Origin of the sequence: Limnohabitans curvus, assembly GCF_003063475.1 — a bacterium.
GTDB lineage: Bacteria > Pseudomonadota > Gammaproteobacteria > Burkholderiales > Burkholderiaceae_C > Limnohabitans > Limnohabitans curvus.
The window spans coordinates 1799279-1813920 of sequence record NZ_NESP01000001.1; the positions used below are offsets into that span (position 1 = coordinate 1799279).

Here is a 14642-nt window from a genome sequence, read left to right on the forward strand (position 1 = left end):
AAAAGTGGTGGGGCTTTTTATTTCTGAAGTAAAAACATATTGGAGACTGAAATGACTTCTATTTCAAAAATAGCTTTGGCTTGTGCCGCACTCGTTGCGGCATCAGGTGCATTCGCGCAGAAAGCTGGCGACAACATTGTCAGCATTGGTTTGGCATCGATTAATCCTGACACCAATGTAGGGCCTTTGGTTTCAACAGGTGCGGCAGGTACTCCAAACGCTGTTGCCGGTGCTTTCAATGCATCAAACGCTGGCTTACGTGGCTCTATTGGCAGCCAAACTACCGTGTCTTTCGGTTGGTTGCACATGTATAGCGACAACATCGGCGTAGAGCTTTCGCTGGGTATTCCACCAAAACTCACCTTGGACTTACAACGCGCAAACGGTACGACTGAGCAAGGTGCCGCCACAGTCAAGTCATTGACGCCAGCTGTTATTGCCAAATACTTCTTTAACACGCCGCAAGACAAGATTCGTCCTTATTTGGGCTTGGGTGTGTCGCATGTGTCTTTCAAAGATGTATCTCCAAGTGCTGCTGCATCAATACAAGCACTCGCTGGTAACGGGGCATCTTTAGAATCTACTTGGGCGCCAGTCTACAACGCTGGTGTTGTTTACAACATTGACGAAAAATGGAGTGTGATTGGTTCGGTTGCTTATTTACCAATTAGAACTACCGCAACTTTCCTAGGTAAAACAGGCCCCATACCCCTAGCGCCTGCAAACGGCGTTACGACCAAAAGCGACGTCGGGCTGGACACAATGGATTACGTCATTCGTGTAGGCTATCGCTTCTGATTTTTTTGCTGGCTACCCAGTTGGAGCTTTTAAAGTTTAAACCCCACTTCTCGCAAGAGTCGTGGGGTTTTGTACGTATGGAACTCTTGATGTAAATCAATAATTTGAGTGAATCTGGTTGATGCGTATCAATAGATGCTTCCCCAATTTGCGATGAAATCAACAGCACGGGAATAGACCCGAGTTACGCTAAGGAAAGCATCATGAAAAAAATTCTCATCGCCGCTGCTGTTGGTATATTGGTTGCTGGTCAAGTGGCCGCACAAGAAAGCCCATGGTTGGTTCGTGCCCGTGCTGTTAAGTTGAGCATGGCAAACCATGATGCAACAGCTCTGGATTTGAGTGTTGACGACAAAACCATTCCTGAATTGGATGTGAGCTACTTCTTCAACAAGAACGTTGCGGCTGAATTGATTTTGACGATTCCCCAACAGCAGCAAGTGTCTGCAGGTGCTTTGGGTGGCGCCAACGTGGGCACATTCAAGCACTTGCCACCTACATTGTTGGTGCAGTACCACTTCACTAATTTCAATGGTTTCAAGCCATACGTGGGTGCTGGTGTGAACTACACAAAGATTTCCAAAACCAACCTGGCATCAGGCGACTACACATTGGATGACCACAGCTACGGTTATGCCCTGCAAGTTGGCGTGGACGTGCCTTTGACAAAACAAGTTTCATTTAACTTCGATCTGAAAAAAGTGAATATTCAATCCACCGTTTACAACAGCAGTGGCGTGAGTCAAGGTACGTTGAAACTCGACCCAGTGCTGGTCGGCGTCGGTATCGGCTACCGCTTCTAAGCAACCCTTTGTTGGCGCAACCCCATCACGCGCAAGCGTGATGGGGTTTTTTAATGCCCAAGCGAATTGCGTCGATAATTTTTGATGTGAACTCTCCTGATTTTTTCTCTCCCCTCGCCCAAGCGCGTCGCTCGGTGCGCGGCTATCTTTCCACCCCCGTTCCCGATGCGCTGTTGCATGACGTGATGAGGCTGGCTCGTTTGGCACCCAGTGGTGCCAATTTGCAACCAGGGGCGTTCATTGCCGTGCAGGGCAGTGTCAGGGCGCAACTGTGTGCTGAGTTGGTGGCGTCTTGGCGAGCAGGCGAACAAGAGAAAGAGGATTACGACTACTTTCCCAACCCCATGCCCATGACGTTGCGCCGCCGACAAGTGGCGGCTGCACAGGCTTTGTATGGTGCATTGGGTGTGGCGCGTGATGACCGCGCGGGGCGTGATGCCCAGTTTGAGCAAAATTTCCGTTTCTTCGATGCGCCTGTGGCCCTAATCGTCACCATGCCGCACGGTTTTGGCAGTGGTGGCTATATGGATCTGGGCATGACGCTGTATGGCTTGATGTTGGCTGCTCATGCCAAGGGCTTGTCAACGTGTGCCATTGGTGCCTTGGCGTCGTACCCGGGCTTGATTCGCAAGCATTTGGCGCTGGATGCTTCGTCGCACATTGTGTGCGGCATGGCTTTGGGCTACGCCGATCCAGAGGCGCCTGTGAACCAAACGCAAACCACGCGTTGCGAATTGGATGAGTATTTCAAGGTGATGGGCTGATCGGCCTCATCCGTTTACAGCCAGCGCACCACCGCTGCAGACCCCAGCCCCCCAGCCCCAGCCACGGCAGCAAGACCGTGTGCCCCCGAGGTGTTGTGACGCTCAAGGTTGGCCAGCAAACGCACCAGCGCAATCGCCGCGGAAGCCCCAATGGGGTGGCCTCTGGCCAGCCCACCGCCCAAGGGGTTCAAGCATTCGGGCGTCACGCCCAAACGCTCCGTAAAGCTCAATCCTTGCACGGCAAAAGCGTCGTGCAGTTCGATGAAACCCATCGCGTTGGCATGCGTAAAGTTGGCGCGCTTCAGGGCTTCACGCGCCGCAAGCTCGGCCGCCAGCAGCGGAAATTCGGGCGCAGCGCCAATGGATGCATTCGACACCCAAGTGGCTTTCGCGTGGTGATTCAAACGCGCGGCAGCTTTGGGGCTGAGCAGGAGCACAAAAGCGGCGCCATCCGCTTGTGCCGAAATGGTCAAGGCGCTGAGGGCGCATGCATCGGGGGGGTCACCGGCCGCGGCATCTGAGCGTGCCACGACCGGCATGCGTGCGGCGCGGTGGCTGTCGATGTGTCTGGGGTAGCTGTCATGCACCACACCTGCGACAGCCACAATTTCTTGTGCGATGTGAGGTTCACCCATCACCGCGCGTGAATGGCTCTGCTGGGCGTAGGCTTCTTGCTGTGCCCGTGTGTAGCCGCTGTGTGCGGCATAGCGGGCGGCAGACAGCAGCATGTCTGGGTCTTTGTCTGGATGAGGGGCGAAGGCTGGGCGTTCATAAGCCACGGCTGCTTCGTCTGTGTGCAAGGGGCGGTGCATGCGGATGGGCGCGCGGCTCCACGCTTCAACGCCACCTGCCACCACCACCTCGGCCTGCCCCGAGGCGATCAGGGCCACGCCCATGGCAATGGCATCTAAACCGGCACAACACTGGGTGTCCACCGTGAGTGCGGCGCACGCCTCTGGCAAGCCCGCATGAAGCGCCAACATGCGCGCTGGATTGCCGCCTGCGCCTAAGGCATTGCCCAGCACCACCGCATTGACCTGCGATGCCTCAACACCTGCACGTTGCAGCAAGGCTTGCACCACGGGGGCGGCAATGTCGTGCGCGTGCAGGGCTTTGAACGCGCCGTCACGCGCCACAACGGCACTGCGTGCCCATGCAGCAATCAAGGGAGCGTGGGTAGACATGGCAATGCCTTTGCAAGTGCGAGGTGGTCAGTTTTACCGCTGGCCGTGAAGGGCCAGTCTGCACACATGAGAAATCGTTTGGGCACTTTGTAGCTTTCTAACTGCGCACGACATGCGGCGGACAGTTGCTGTGTGGTGACTTGGGTGTCTGTGGGATGAGGTTGTATCACCGCCACCACTTGCTGCCCACGGATGGGGTCGGGCACGCCATGTACAGAAGCTTGGGCAATGCCGGGGCACGTCATGAGCACAGCTTCAAGCTCTTCAGGAAACAGGTTCTTGCCTTGGGTGACGACCATGCGGTTTTCACGCCCCACGAGGCACAAGAACCCATGCGGGTCAACGTACCCCATGTCACGCACAGACAGCCAATCGCCGTCACGCACGGCAGCGGTGTGGTCGGTTTGCGGCCCCACGTAGTCCATGAACAGCATCGGGCTGCGCACGAAAATTTGCCCTGTGCCAAGCGGTGGCGTGGGGTGTCGAATGTCAATCTCGACGTTGGCAAAGGGTTTGCCTACCGCATTGGGTGGCGCAGAGGCATTGGCATCCATCCAGGCCATGAAGCTGGTTTCAGAGGCACCATAAAACTCAACAATGCGCGCTTTAGGAAAAAGTGCTTGAAGCTGCTCGGTGCGGTCGCGCATCCAGCGCGCACCGCTGATCAAGATCAAGCGCACGTCTTCCATGGGGGCGATGGCGCGGCGTGCCGCTAATTCGAGCATGAGCAGCAGCTGGCTCGGCACCGCCACCAAGCAGGGGGTGCGGCCTTGTTTCAAGGTGTCCATCATGCGGGCGGCAGAGAAGCGTTCCTGCACCACCACACCAGCCCCACTCCACAAGCCCAGCATCATGCCGAACAAAAACAGCGAGTGAGAAAACCGCCCAGGTGCCAGTACACAACTGGCCGCATCTGCGCCAAAGGTGTCGATGCAGACCTGCAAGCTCTCGGTCCACGATTGGTGGTGGCGCCGAAACCCTTTGGGTATGCCCGTGCTGCCAGAGGTAAACCCAATGTAGAACGGGCTTGTCGGCGTGGGCGCTGGTGGCGTGGCGGGTTCAGTTGAGAAAGTCTGTTGTACGTTTTGGCGCACCGCACTTGGCCAATCGGGGTCGCTGACCGCCGCACAACGACCGCTGGTGATGATGGCCAAGAAAGACACCATTTGCGCCATGGTGGTGAGCTGATCGTCAACAAACACGGTGGCTGGCGCATGGCTGCGCTGCAGTTCATGAGCTTGCTGTTGAACCTGTGCGTAGAGCTGCGCAAAGGTGAGCGTGGTCTGCCCATCATCCATGGCCACCACATGTGCGCGGGTTTGAGCCCAACGCGCCAGTGGCGCATGCACCAACAGGTCAGCCACCAAAGCGCCAATCAGGCAAGCCACGCGCCACGGTGTGGACCACGGTGGCGCACAACGCGCATTTGATCAAGTCACCGGGCACAAACACCAAGGTGCCCATGATGGCTTGCTCCCACGACAGGTTGGCAATGTTGACCAAGCCCACAACACCAAACACATGCACCACCAACAAACCGCCCACGGCAGAGGCGATGAAGGCGCTGATGGCAGAGCTGCGCGGCGAATGCTTAGGCAGCACCGCCATGACCCAACCCGCCACAAAAGCGCCTACAGGCCAGCCCACGAGGTAACCGCTGGCAGGTGAGAAGAACACGCCCAAACCACCCCGGCCACCCGACAACAAAGGCAAGCCCAACGCAACCGCAGCCAAGAACAACAACAAAGCTTGTAAAGCACGCTTGGGGCCCAGCATGCAACCCGCCAGCATCACACCTAAGGTTTGCAGTGTGATGGGCACGCCCAAAGGCAAGTCAATTTTGGGAATCAAGCCGAAGACAGCAATGAGCGCCGCAAACAAGGAGACCAAGGCGATAGAGAGTGAAGATGTGTGCATAAGAAAAATCGTGGCCGTCGCTTCAGCGACGAAGGCGAACGTGCAAGGTGTCTGCCACACGGCGGGCAGCCACCAGCATTTGAATGGTGAGAGGAGCCAATATTTTAAAACCGCCAGCCTTGCCCGTGCGCAGGCGGTGTGCATCATCCAAGCGGCGCCAGAGAATGAAAAAATGTTCGGTAAATCGCAGCATCAAAGCCAGTTGCAAAGCCAGTTGCTCTGACGCGATGCCGACAATTTTCAGTGGCGACAACACACGCTCAAACACATGCAGCAAATCGCTGTAACGCGTGGTCAGTGTGAGGGCAATGCCCATCAGGGTGGTGCTGACCAAGCGCAGCACCGTCACGGCAGCCAAGGTGGGGTGCTGCATGGTCAGGTGAAACACCGCAATCAACACGCTGGCAACCACGAGCCCCATCAGCAAAGGCTTGGCGCTGGCGGTGATGCGCCCCAACGAGACGAAGATGGCCACACACACCAGCGCACTTGCACCCAGTGTGAGTAACTGGTCTGTGAAAAACAAGCCGGTGCCCAGCACAGCCAAAAATACCAACTTCACCGAAGCGGGTACACCGTGTAGCCATGTGCGTTGTTCGCTGTAAAGGCTTTTCATGAACTTAGGCTGTTCGCAACGCGACATCGGCTTCGTAAGCGCCGCAGACGTCAGCGCCCAAGCCATCCAATCGCACGGTGCCGTGGTCTAGCCAAATGACGCGTTCAAAGTGCCGCACATGATCGAGCACATGCGTCGACACAATGATTTGCTCTTTGGCTTGTGCAATGTCACGACGCAGCAAGGCTTGGCCTGGCAAATCGAGGCTTGAGAAAGGCTCATCTAACAAGAGGGTGCTGTGCGAGGCAATCATCAATGCCAACCAACACACATGCTGGCGCTGGCCTTGGCTGAGGCTTCCGATCGCGCGTGGCGCCCAGTGCGCCAAGTGGCGTGCAGCGAGCCAATCACGCACACACGCTTGTGCGTCATGGCGTGACAGTTTGAGGTGATGCAGGCTCAACGCCAACTCTTCTTCCACGGTGGGAAAGATGATTTGCTCGTCTGGGTTTTGAAACATCATGCCCACCGTGTTGGGGCCGTGTGGCAACGTCACGCGCCCAGCTTGCGGCGTGTCTAAGCCACAAATGAGACGAAACAAACTACTTTTTCCAGCGCCGTTGTCGCCAATCAAACCAATGCGTGATTCTTTGAGGTGCAGTGACAGTGCTTTGAATACGGCGACACCGCCTCGAACCAAAGTGATTTCGTCAAGGTGGAGGTCTTGGGGTTTGCAAAAAATTGGAGCGCCAGAATTTGTCGGCATATTCAAAAACAGATGTACAGCTTGAATTATCGACCAGCGCGCAAATCTTTTAATCTGACTCGTCTTGTGCCAAGTTACTCAAAATAGCGAACAACACACGGCGCGTGGTTTGAATATCTGACGGATTGAGGCCTTGAATGCTGACCTGATTGGTCTCCTCAGCAAGAGGTACTAATTTTTTCTTGAGAGCGCGCCCTGCTGAGGTGAGATACACATACATATTTTTTCGGTTGTCTGGTAGTTGACGGCGTTCGATATAACCCAGTGCTTCCATGGTTTTCATCGCCGCGAATGTGGTGGGCTCCATCACGCCCGCGCGATCGCTGAGTTCGCGCTGGGTTAACCCATCGGTTTCCCACAAAATTCGCAAAAACGTCCAGTGCCCGAACGGTACGCCGTGTTTGGCTAGGCGCAACTGCAAGGCCCGTGTGTAGGCACGTCCTGCATCACGCACCAAATGCGCAAGGCGGTCGTTGGGGACATCTTCTTGCCAGTGGCGCAAAATATTGCGCGTTTCATCAAATTTATTTTTCTTCATTCAATACGCCGGTGGCATTTGGTGGGTCGGAATTTGAATTTGACCGCTTTGTGCTGAGTTCAAAATTGCCAAGCTAACCGCCGTAGTGGCACGTGCCCAGATGCCGCTATGCAGTACCGGTTTGCTGTGAACGATGGCGTTGTAAAGCTCGTCTATCACTTCGCTGCGTGGCAGGGGGGGAGGTTCTAAGGCATCGAGCTTGACGTCGAAGTCGCCATCAATCCACACCCCTTGCGGTGTAGGTCGCAAATCGGCATGGTCACAGCTGACGATGATTGGACCAAAATGTTGGTGCTGTGCGTTTGGTGGCAGCGCGAGACTGCCAGACCATTGCGCAGCGCCATAGTTTCGTGATGCCTTCAGCGTGGCTTCGTCGGAAGCGGTGCTTGCATTCATCAAACGTTTCCGAGCGATGCCATGCTCGGCCCAGTTTTTGGTTTGGCCTAATTCTCCAATGCCATCCATCCAGCGATCACTGTCAAAGTGGCCATAGCCGTTGTAACTCATACTGGCAAATGCCCCGCCTTCAAACCCGAGCAATGCGCTGTAAGCACCTTCCGTGGGGCGTGCTGCATCCCATGCACCTGTGTGCGCCATCACGCTGTTGACGCAGCCTCCGCCGAGGAGGCGCACGATGTCAATTTGATGGGCTGCTTGGCTAAATATCACGCCTCCACCTGCTCGCGTATCTAGCTCTTCTGGTCGGCGAGGCCTGTATAGAAAATCGGTGTAATTTAAAGCATGAATCATTCGCACGCGACCAAATGCGCCACTTTGAATGAGTTGGTGCGCTTTAAGGATTGGCGCGTTGAAACTATGGCTGTGCCCCACCATCAAGACGACACCAGCGCGTGCGGTAGCTTCAATCATGCGCGTGCATTCATCCAGTGTGAGTGCCATGGGCTTTTCTACCATGACGTGTTTGCCATGCGCTGCCGCCATTTCTACTTGCGCAGCATGCAGTTGATGTGGCGTCGCGATGTAAATGGCTTGTACTTTCGGGTTGGCGCATAAAGCCTCAAAGTTCGGGTCACATGCGATACCAAAGTCACGTTCAAACTGTGCGCAGGCTAAGGGCTGTGGATCTGTGGCAGCCACCAACTGAATGCGAGTATCGTTGGCCAACGTTGGCAGCATCAAAGTGAACGCTCGACCTAAACCTGCGACACCGAGTCGAAGCTTCGATGAAGTCATAAGTCAAGCACCAGTTCTGTAGATTTGGCACGCGAAACGCAAACCATGATTTGATGTGTGTGCTCGTCAGGGCTGAGCACCATGTCACGGTGCTCAGCCTCTCCTGCGATCAAACCTGTGCGGCAAGAACCGCACGTGCCACTTTCGCAAGAGCTCGATACGTCATGCCCACATGCGCGTAAGGCCTCCAGAATAGTTTGGTCTGGAGGCACTGTCATGCGAGTGCCTGATTTTTGTAACACCACGTCAAAGGTTTTGTTTTCAGCAAAACCAGTTTGTGTCACGCCAAAACTCTCAAAGTGGATGCGCTCACTGGGCCAATGTCCCGTCATGTCACGCACGCTGTCCATCAGTCCCTGTGGTCCGCAGCAATACACATGTGCATTGCTGGGTCGCTCAAACACAGGCCACAGATCTAATGCTTTCGCAGGATCGCCATGGTCGTGGTGAACTGTGATTTTCCCCGCCAGCTCAGGTGCATGGAGCTCATCCATAAAGGCTGTGCCAGCGGCATCACGCGTGCAGTAATACAGCTTGAAATCGGTACGGCCCTGGCTGAGCAAGCGACGCATCATCGACAAGATGGGTGTGATACCAATGCCACCTGCCACAAAGATGTATGACGCAGCGGTTTCATTGAGTTCAAACAGGTTGGCCCACGGCAAGGTTGGGAGTAAGTCACCTGCCTGCACGTTGTCCACCATGCTTTGTGAGCCTCCTCGTCCTTTTGCATCTCGTTTGACAGCGATTTGCCATGTCGTAGTTTGCTCTGGATCTCCGCACAACGAATAGCTCCGACGCATCCCCAAAGGGGTTTGTACGGTGATATGCGCGCCTGCTGTGAATGCAGGCAGCTCTTGCCCTTCAGGGTGCGCAAGCTCGAACAACGTGATGTCTGTGGCAATTGATTGTTTGCGTGAGACACGCAGGAAAGTGAAGGGTTCGCTCATATACAGGTTGTGCTTTGTGTGACAGAGGTTGAGTTGACATAGATCAAGAATTCAAATAATCTTAGCCATCTAACTATATTTTTGCAAGCTCAAAAAGGAAATTTATGTTGACGCCGGAAGAGAACGATCTGTTGTGCCGTGTGGAAGGCAAGGCGCCCATGGGGCAACTTATGCGTCGCCATTGGCAAGCCATTTGTCTGTTGGAAGAAGTCAGCGAGCCTGATGGAAAACCGATTCGTGCCCGCGTGTTGGGTGAGGACTTGGTGGTGTTTCGTGACACCGAGGGACGTGTGGGTGTGATGGACGAATATTGCCCGCATCGCCGCGCATCCTTGGTTTATGGCCGTAATGAAAACTGTGGATTGCGTTGCCTGTATCACGGCTGGAAGATGGACGTGGCAGGTAACGTCACAGAGATGAGTTCAGAGCCAGTGGCCAGCGGTATGGCGAATAAGGTCAAACACACGGCTTACCCAACCAAAGAATGGGGTGGTTTTGTGTGGGCCTACATGGGGCCTGCAGACACCATGACCGAATTCACGCCACCCCCTTGGGCGCCGACAGAAGATGTTCGTGTGTCGATTGCCAAAATCATCATCCCATGCAACTGGGCGCAGATTTTGGAAGGTCAAATTGACTCGGCGCATAGCTCTAGTTTGCACTCTTCGGACATGGTGCCCGCTCGGGTGGATGGTGCAAAAGCAACAGACAAAAACTGGCTTCGTCCATCCACTGACAAAGCGCCGCGCATGCAAACTCAGCGTGATGCCTATGGTTTTCGCTACGCAGCGATTCGCCGCCCAATCCATAACGCGGCGACGCATGACTATGTGCGTTCGACGGTGTTTGTTGCGCCTGCTTCGGCCTTAATTCCTCCCAATAATTTGTACAACGTCGCCAACATCAATACGGCCATTGACGATACACATACAGCGTTTCATTTCATTGCTTGGGGTGACCCCGCCAGCACGCCTGAAACAGCAACATGGCGCCAATTTTTGTCCGCGCAAGTAGGGGTCGATGTGGATGCGCAGTTCAAGCCTGTACGCACTGTTGCGAACGATTTCATGCAAGACCGTCAAGCGATGAAGGCCGGCAACTTCACTGGCATTCCAGGTATTCCTAACCAAGACATGGCGATGTGGGTGACGATGGGACCCATTGCAGACCGTACCCATGACCGTTTGGGCGCTAGTGATTTAGCGATTGTGGAATTTCGCCGACAAATGTTGGAGGCCGTTCAAAGCTTTATGAAAGGCGAACCTCCTATTGGGGTTGGCCCGCTTCGTATTCCAAGCACGATGTGTTCCTATCAAGCCGTCGTCCCCAAAGAGGTGGACTGGCGAGAGCACGAGGCAAAACCCGTTTAATTAAAAAAACAACCAGGAGACAAACCATGAATTTCAACAATATTTTCCGTCGCCGTGTATTGCAATCTGTTGTGCTGGCGGTGGCTGCTGCAAGTGTTGGATCTGCTGCATTTGCGCAGGCGTATCCCAACCGATCCATCAAATTCATCGTGCCGTACTCGGCGGGCGGGTTGCCTGACACTGTGGCGCGTATTTACGCGCAACGCTTAGGCGATCGCTTGGGTCAGCCTGTGGTGGTTGACAACAAACCTGGAGCGAACGGTGTCGTGGCTGCACAAGCCATGGCTGCATCGCCAAAGGATGGTTACACCTTTTTAGTCACTGATGGTTCGATGTTTTCCATCAATCCATCGCTCTACAAAACCATCAGCTACGACTACAAGCGTGACTTTGTTCCCGTTTCTTTGGCCGCGCGAGCACCTTTGTATTTGGCCGTTCACCCCAAAACACCGGCCAACAATTTACGTGAATTGATTGCGTTGGCAAAGGCCAAGCCTGGCACATTGACTTATGGGTCTTCTGGCATTGGCAGCACGCACCATCTGAGCATGGAAGCGATGAAAGCGGCTTTGTCGTTGGATATCACGCACATTCCATTCAAAGGTACTGGCCAATCTGTACCTGCGTTGATTGGTGGTCAAGTCGAGATGTTGTTTTCTGCTTTGCCGTCACTGTCTGGCTTTGTCAAGTCGGGTCAGGTGCGCTTGGTCGGCAGTAACTCAGGCAAGCGTTCGGCTCAAGAACCTAACGTCCCCACCATTGCCGAAGTGATTCCGGGTTTTGACTTTGCACCCATTGTGGGTGTGTTGGCCTCCACGGGAACACCACAGGCAGCGATGGACCGTATCAGTGCTGAAATGGCGTTTGTCGCTAAGCAACCCGAAACCATTCAAATCTTGAGCAATGCTGGGATTGAGGCTATTGGCGGTAGCGCCATTGACTATGCGCGTGCAATTGCAGACGAAAACGAGCGCCTTGGCAAAGCCGTCCAAGCCGCAGGCATCAAACAACAGGAGTAATGTGTGAGTCGATTGAAACTGAGCTTTGCGTGTTGGAACTACGACCGAACCCGTGCTTTGATGGATGGCACGGTGCCTGTCGATGGCATTGACTTGAACTATTTGAATTTGCCTGTGGAAGAAACCTTCTTTCGCATGGCTCGGTTTCAAGAGTTTGATGTGGCAGAGATGTCGTTGTCGTCTTATTGCGTCACGCTGTCCAAACCCGAGCGTCCGTTTGTCGCGTTGCCTATTTTTCCATCCCGCTTCTTTCGTCACTCTTGCATTTATGTGAATGCCAACAGCGGCATCCATGAGCCGAAAGATTTGATTGGCAAACGTATTGCTAGCCCTGAATACCAAATGACAGCGCCGGTGTGGATTCGTGGCATCTTGTCTGATCATTACGGTGTGCCCGTGGATGCGCAGCCGTATTTATTTGGCGGTGAAGAAGAGTCGGGACGTATCGAAAAGATGAAGCTGCAATTGCCGCCGAATATTCAAGTCAACCCCATCGGTCCCACGCAAACCTTGTCAAAGATGTTGCACGATGGTGAATTGGATGCGCTCTACACCGCGCGCATGCCATCTTCATTTCTAAAAGGCGATGGCAAGGTCAAGCGTTTGTTTGAGAACTATGTCGATGTCGAGCGTGCTTATTACCGTGAAACAGGCATTTTTCCAATCATGCACACGGTGGTGATTCGCCGTGAGGTGTATGAAGCAAACCGTTGGATTGCGCAATCGTTGACCAAGGCTTTCATTGAAGCGCAGCGCCGCACGTATGACGACTTGTACGAAACGGCTGCACTCAAGGCGATGCTGCCTTGGTTAACGGCACATGTGGAAGATGCACGCCGTGAGTTTGGTGACGACTGGTGGTCTTATGGCCTTGAGAAAAACCGCAAAACACTAGAGACCTTTACCCGCTATCACCACGAACAAGGTTTGTCGCCTCGTCAATTGGATGTGGCGGAGTTGTTTGCACCAGAGTCGCTTGAAGCGTTCAAGATTTAAGTTCTTTCATAAGGAGTCAGCATGAAGAAGTTTTTTCTTAGGATGGTTGTTGTTGCGCTGAGCGTTGCATGTCCACTGGGCAGTACCTTTGCGCAAAGCTACCCAAACAAACCCATTCAAATCATCGTGCCCGTCGCCGCGGGTGGCGGCACAGATTTATTAGCGCGTACCTTGGGGCAAAAAGTGGGTGAGTTGCTGGGCCAGTCGGTGGTGATTGAAAACCGCTTGGGTGCTGGCGGCAACATCGGCGTGGAAGCTGTGACCAAAGCCAAGCCCGACGGCTACACCTTGCTACTGTCGCCGGGCACCATTGCCACCAATGTGGCGGTGTATCGCAAGCTGCCTTATGACTTGTTGAAGGATTTGCAAACCGTTACTTTGGTTGGGCAAACGGGATCGGTGCTGGTGGTGCACCCTTCGGTCAAGGCGAACAACTTGCGTGAATTTGTCGATCTGGCCAAAGCCAGCCCAGGCGAGCTGAACTACGGCACTGCAGGCATGGGTAGCCCACAGCATTTGCATGCGGAGTTCTTCAACCAACTCGCGGGTACTAAAACCAATCACATCCCCTACAAAGGGCAATCCCAAGCCATGACAGATTTGGTGGGCGGTCAACTGGCTTACATGTTCAGCCCTGTGCAAAACGCGTTGCCCTATATCCAGCAAGGGCGCATCCGCGCGTTGGCCATGGCCGCTTCGCAGCGCAACCCTAACTTGCCCAATGTGCCTTCGTTGGCTGAGTCAGGCTACAAAGGCGTGGACTTGGCCAACTGGTTTGCGGTGTATGCCCCTGCAGGCACACCGCCAGCCATTGTGAAAAAACTCAACGCGGCATTTGTGCAAGTGGGCAACACACCCGAGATGAAAGCCAAGTTTGAGAAGCTGGGTTTTGAGCCCTTCTTCACCTCATCCGAAAGCGGCACAGACTTTATGCGCTCCGAATTGGTGCGTTGGGCACGCGTCGCTGCCTATGCCGGCATCAAAGCTGAATAACGAAAACACCATGACAACACAACTCTTAGACGACTTGGCGCTGGCCAACCACATCCTGGTCAACGAAGGTGTGCTCGATGGCTTTGGCCACATCAGCGTGCGTCACCCCAACAAGCCCGATCGCTTTTTCATTGCGCGCAGCATGGCGCCCGCTTTGGTCGAGGCGCAAGACATTGTGGAGGTCGATTTAGACGGCAACGTGCACGACCCGCAAGGCCGCCGCACCTATGTCGAGCGCTTCATTCACAGCGCCATCTACAAAGCCCGCCCTGATGTGATGTCGGTGGTGCACAGCCATTCACCGGCTGTGATTCCATTTGGCGTCACAGGCGCGCGGCTGCGCCCTATTTGTCACATGAGTGGCTTCTTAGGCGCGGTGACGCCCGTTTACGACATTCGCCACAGCGCGGGTGAGAGCACCGATTTGTTGATCAGCAACCAAGCCCTGGGTGAATCGCTGGCCACTGTGTTGGGCCAATCCAATGTGGCGCTCATGCGAGGCCACGGCAGTGTGACGGTGGGTAACGCCATCCAACAAGCCGTGTTTCGCGCCATCTACACCGAGAGCAATGCGCGCTTGCAAAGCGAAGCGTCACGTTTGGGTGAGATCAATTTCCTCACAGAAGCTGAAGCGAAAGCCACGTCAGACATGAATGATTTGCACCTCGATCGCCCTTGGGAAATGTGGAAACGCAACGCACTAAAAAGGGGCTAGCAATTTAGGCCTATGTATTTTTGCCTAGGGCTTTCCCGAGGGTAACTGTCTCTAGAATGTAAAGTTCAAATTCATTACT

The 14642-nt window shown here is 54.4% G+C and carries 16 protein-coding genes; 8 read left to right on the forward strand and 8 right to left on the reverse strand.

The genetic code is table 11. The annotated features are described in order from the left end of the window. Nucleotides 1-51 precede the first annotated feature (51 nt). The 3 genes from B9Z44_RS09060 (at nt 52) to B9Z44_RS09070 (ending at nt 2365) form a co-directional block, all read left to right on the forward strand. Nucleotides 52-798 carry an OmpW/AlkL family protein gene (locus tag B9Z44_RS09060; RefSeq protein WP_108402250.1) on the forward strand — a complete coding sequence of 249 codons (747 nt, stop codon included), beginning with the start codon at nt 52-54 and terminating at the stop codon, nt 796-798. A 203-nt stretch (nt 799-1001) separates the two neighbouring features. Further along, the gene (locus B9Z44_RS09065) at nt 1002-1601 is read left to right on the forward strand and encodes an OmpW/AlkL family protein (RefSeq protein ID WP_108359790.1); all 600 of its coding nucleotides are present in this window, start codon (nt 1002-1004) and stop codon (nt 1599-1601) included. Between the two features lie 53 nt (nt 1602-1654). After that, nucleotides 1655-2365: a nitroreductase gene (locus B9Z44_RS09070; protein ID WP_108402251.1), complete on the forward strand. Its 711-nt coding sequence runs from the start codon at nt 1655-1657 to the stop codon at nt 2363-2365. A 14-nt stretch (nt 2366-2379) separates the two neighbouring features. Here the strand turns inward: B9Z44_RS09070 and B9Z44_RS09075 are convergent, their stop codons facing one another. Genes B9Z44_RS09075 through B9Z44_RS09110 form a run of 8 tightly spaced genes read right to left on the reverse strand, consistent with a single transcriptional unit; the run spans nt 2380 to nt 9470 of the window. Then, a complete protein-coding gene (locus B9Z44_RS09075) occupies nt 2380-3549 on the reverse strand; it encodes a thiolase family protein (protein WP_108402252.1) in 1170 nt (389 codons plus the stop codon). Then, nucleotides 3528-4937: an AMP-binding protein gene (locus B9Z44_RS09080; RefSeq protein WP_245912796.1), complete on the reverse strand. Its 1410-nt coding sequence runs from the start codon at nt 4935-4937 to the stop codon at nt 3528-3530. Before B9Z44_RS09080 ends, B9Z44_RS09075 begins: the two co-directional genes overlap by 22 nt. After that, the gene (locus B9Z44_RS09085; RefSeq protein ID WP_108359793.1) at nt 4906-5466 is read right to left on the reverse strand and encodes a biotin transporter BioY; all 561 of its coding nucleotides are present in this window, start codon (nt 5464-5466) and stop codon (nt 4906-4908) included. The genes B9Z44_RS09080 and B9Z44_RS09085 overlap by 32 nt, the downstream gene beginning before the upstream one ends. Nucleotides 5467-5488: 22 nt before the next feature. Continuing rightward, the gene (locus B9Z44_RS09090; protein ID WP_108402869.1) at nt 5489-6082 is read right to left on the reverse strand and encodes a CbiQ family ECF transporter T component; all 594 of its coding nucleotides are present in this window, start codon (nt 6080-6082) and stop codon (nt 5489-5491) included. A 4-nt stretch (nt 6083-6086) separates the two neighbouring features. After that, nucleotides 6087-6788, reverse strand: a complete 702-nt coding sequence (locus tag B9Z44_RS09095; protein WP_108402253.1) for an energy-coupling factor ABC transporter ATP-binding protein — start codon at nt 6786-6788, stop codon at nt 6087-6089. A gap of 49 nt (nt 6789-6837) precedes the next feature. Next, complete coding sequence (locus tag B9Z44_RS09100; protein WP_108359795.1) at nt 6838-7326, reverse strand: MarR family winged helix-turn-helix transcriptional regulator; 489 nt, start codon at nt 7324-7326, stop codon at nt 6838-6840. Further along, entirely contained in the window at nt 7327-8520 is a 1194-nt protein-coding gene (locus B9Z44_RS09105; RefSeq protein ID WP_108402254.1) for a Gfo/Idh/MocA family protein, read from the reverse strand. Next, on the reverse strand, nt 8517-9470 hold the full coding sequence (locus B9Z44_RS09110; protein ID WP_108402255.1) for a PDR/VanB family oxidoreductase: 954 nt from the start codon (nt 9468-9470) through the stop codon (nt 8517-8519). Before B9Z44_RS09110 ends, B9Z44_RS09105 begins: the two co-directional genes overlap by 4 nt. A 104-nt stretch (nt 9471-9574) precedes the next feature. On the opposite strand from B9Z44_RS09110, the gene B9Z44_RS09115 reads away from it, so the two are divergent. Genes B9Z44_RS09115 through B9Z44_RS09135 form a run of 5 tightly spaced genes read left to right on the forward strand, consistent with a single transcriptional unit; the run spans nt 9575 to nt 14563 of the window. Continuing rightward, nucleotides 9575-10840 carry a Rieske 2Fe-2S domain-containing protein gene (locus tag B9Z44_RS09115; protein WP_108359798.1) on the forward strand — a complete coding sequence of 422 codons (1266 nt, stop codon included), beginning with the start codon at nt 9575-9577 and terminating at the stop codon, nt 10838-10840. A 26-nt stretch (nt 10841-10866) separates the two neighbouring features. Next, complete coding sequence (locus B9Z44_RS09120) at nt 10867-11859, forward strand: Bug family tripartite tricarboxylate transporter substrate binding protein (RefSeq protein ID WP_108402256.1); 993 nt, start codon at nt 10867-10869, stop codon at nt 11857-11859. A gap of 3 nt (nt 11860-11862) precedes the next feature. Continuing rightward, nucleotides 11863-12855, forward strand: a complete 993-nt coding sequence (locus B9Z44_RS09125) for a 4,5-dihydroxyphthalate decarboxylase (RefSeq protein WP_108359800.1) — start codon at nt 11863-11865, stop codon at nt 12853-12855. 21 nt (nt 12856-12876) lie between these two features. Then, nucleotides 12877-13848: a Bug family tripartite tricarboxylate transporter substrate binding protein gene (locus B9Z44_RS09130; protein ID WP_108359801.1), complete on the forward strand. Its 972-nt coding sequence runs from the start codon at nt 12877-12879 to the stop codon at nt 13846-13848. A 10-nt stretch (nt 13849-13858) separates the two neighbouring features. Further along, complete coding sequence (locus tag B9Z44_RS09135; protein ID WP_108402870.1) at nt 13859-14563, forward strand: class II aldolase/adducin family protein; 705 nt, start codon at nt 13859-13861, stop codon at nt 14561-14563. Nucleotides 14564-14642 lie beyond the last annotated feature (79 nt).